At 58.1% G+C, this 1,988-nt stretch carries 1 protein-coding gene; it reads right to left on the reverse strand.

All coding sequences use genetic code 11. From position 1 onward, the window contains the following. Nucleotides 1–169 precede the first annotated feature (169 nt). A complete protein-coding gene (locus ABX749_RS31105) occupies nt 170–1,897 on the reverse strand; it encodes an endo-1,4-beta-xylanase (protein WP_372899458.1) in 1,728 nt (575 codons plus the stop codon). Between the last annotated feature and the right edge of the window lie 91 nt (nt 1,898–1,988).

Raw genomic sequence — 1,988 nt, forward strand, 5'->3', positions numbered from 1 at the left:
CGGCCGAATCGATCGGGATCGGCTGGATCAGAGGGTGGCTTCGTGTCATACGACGAGTGCTTCGTCAACGATTGGATTGCGGTTGCCGCGGAAAAGGGGTCAGGTACCAAAAATGCGAAGCACCCGTTGGGCCATTTGGTTTTTGGTACCTGACCCCTTTTCCGCTCTGTCAGCGCAGCCGGATGCGAACCGTTGTCCCCTCGCGGTGGAGGGTTGTCGTGACCGTTTCTGACAAGTCGCCGTAGCGGGCGGTGATCTGGTAGTCACCCAAGAAACCGCGTGTTCGGGTTTGTCCTTGCACGTCGGTTGTCAGCGACTCGTCGGTCCACCACTGATTGGCGACCAGATCGACAAACACCTTGCCCGCCGGCTTCAGCGTCCAGTCTTCACGCCACAGTGCGGCGGCGGGTTTCCAGTGCATCTTTTCCCAAAAGCCCCACTGGATGACCGCTTCCATGTTCGGATGGCTGAACGAAGCAATCAGGACGTCGCGGAAATAGTCCGCTTGCAATGCTTCGTCGTCGCCCGCATCGACATCAAATTCGCTCAACTGCAGACGCGGCGCGATCTCGGCAAACTCGTCATAGACTTTCAGCAGTTCTTCCGGCGGCGTCAACGTGGTCAGACCAAAGTGCCCCATGAACCCGACGATGTCGGGCGATTGGTTTTGCTCGTTCAAGTAGCGAATGATTTTTTTGTAAGGCTCGCGTTTGTAGCCATCGGGTAACACTTTCCCCTCATTGATCGCGTGCGATGCATCCGGAGCCAGGCGACGAGCTTCGGCCAGAATCTCGGCGTAGATTTTGGGTCCGCCGTATTCCATTTCGTAGGTGTGCTTGCCCCAGCCGATGATGTGGTTGATCGTGTCCCATTCGTTCACGTACTTGATGGTTGCCGGAAGCACGTCAGCCATGTGGTTCCATAACCATTTGCGGTGACCTTCGGGGTTCCCGACAAACTGCTTTTCAACGCTATTGAAATCCATCGGCGCCCAGCCGATGTAGTGCCCGCGAGCGGCGATGTTGTTTTCGCGCAACCATGGCAGCGTTCGGTCCATCAGGATCGTTTTCCTGCGCTGCCAGACGGGATGCTTGCTTTGCAGGCTCTGCCAATTGTGGGGGCGAAGTTCCGATTCAAAGGTGACGCGGTCAAAGTACTTCTTGACAACGTCGCGATACTTCTGAGCCTCGTCCCAGCTGACGACGATCTGCTTCTTGGGGTTGATCGGGAAGTCGCTTCGCGGAGCACCGAGAACTTCGGCGTTGACGGCGCTGCCGAATCCGAACGCATGTTTCTGCATCGCAACCGTTACCCGGGCGCCCGTGACCGGGCGGCCCTGCGCATCGACGACTTCGATCGTCAGATCACCTTTGCGGATGGTTTCGACGCGAGCCAGAGCGGCCTCGCGCCACGCCGCGTCTTTCTCGCGACCGGCGTACATGACTGTCGTCTTGGGCAGCGTCGCGATGTCGCGATCGGTTCCATAGTTGACAAGTCGCAGGTCCGCGATCTCCACGATCGTGCCCGCCTCGCCCATGTCGAACTGAACGACGTCGCTGGCAGGGTTGATGTCGCGTCCCGCGACGAATGAGCGAACATGTTGATTCCACTCGCGATAGGCGGACAGCGTGTTCGCGTAAACTGCCGCGTCCGATTCGTCCGTGATTGAATAATAGATGTTGTTCGGTTGCCCGCCTGCGTTTGGCCGTCGGACCCAGAACGAAACGAGCACAACGTCTCCCTTTTTGATCGCTTGCGTGATCGGAATCTGAACACGCATGTTTGCCGGGTCGCTAAACCGCTGGTCCGATTCGATTCGGTACGAATGCTGGAACGGCATGTCACCGACTTCCGTCCACGTTGCGTCCGCCGTCACGTGCTGAGATCGAAACTTCACTTCTTGCGTCGGACCAAATGACAGTACCTCCCGACCTCCCTCCGGTGGCGCGATAGCGCGTGGGGCCTGGGCGAGGTCGTCGTTGTTCAAC

The sequence above is a fragment of the Stieleria sp. genome (assembly GCF_041595215.1).
Classification (GTDB): Bacteria; Planctomycetota; Planctomycetia; order Pirellulales; family Pirellulaceae; genus Stieleria; species Stieleria magnilauensis.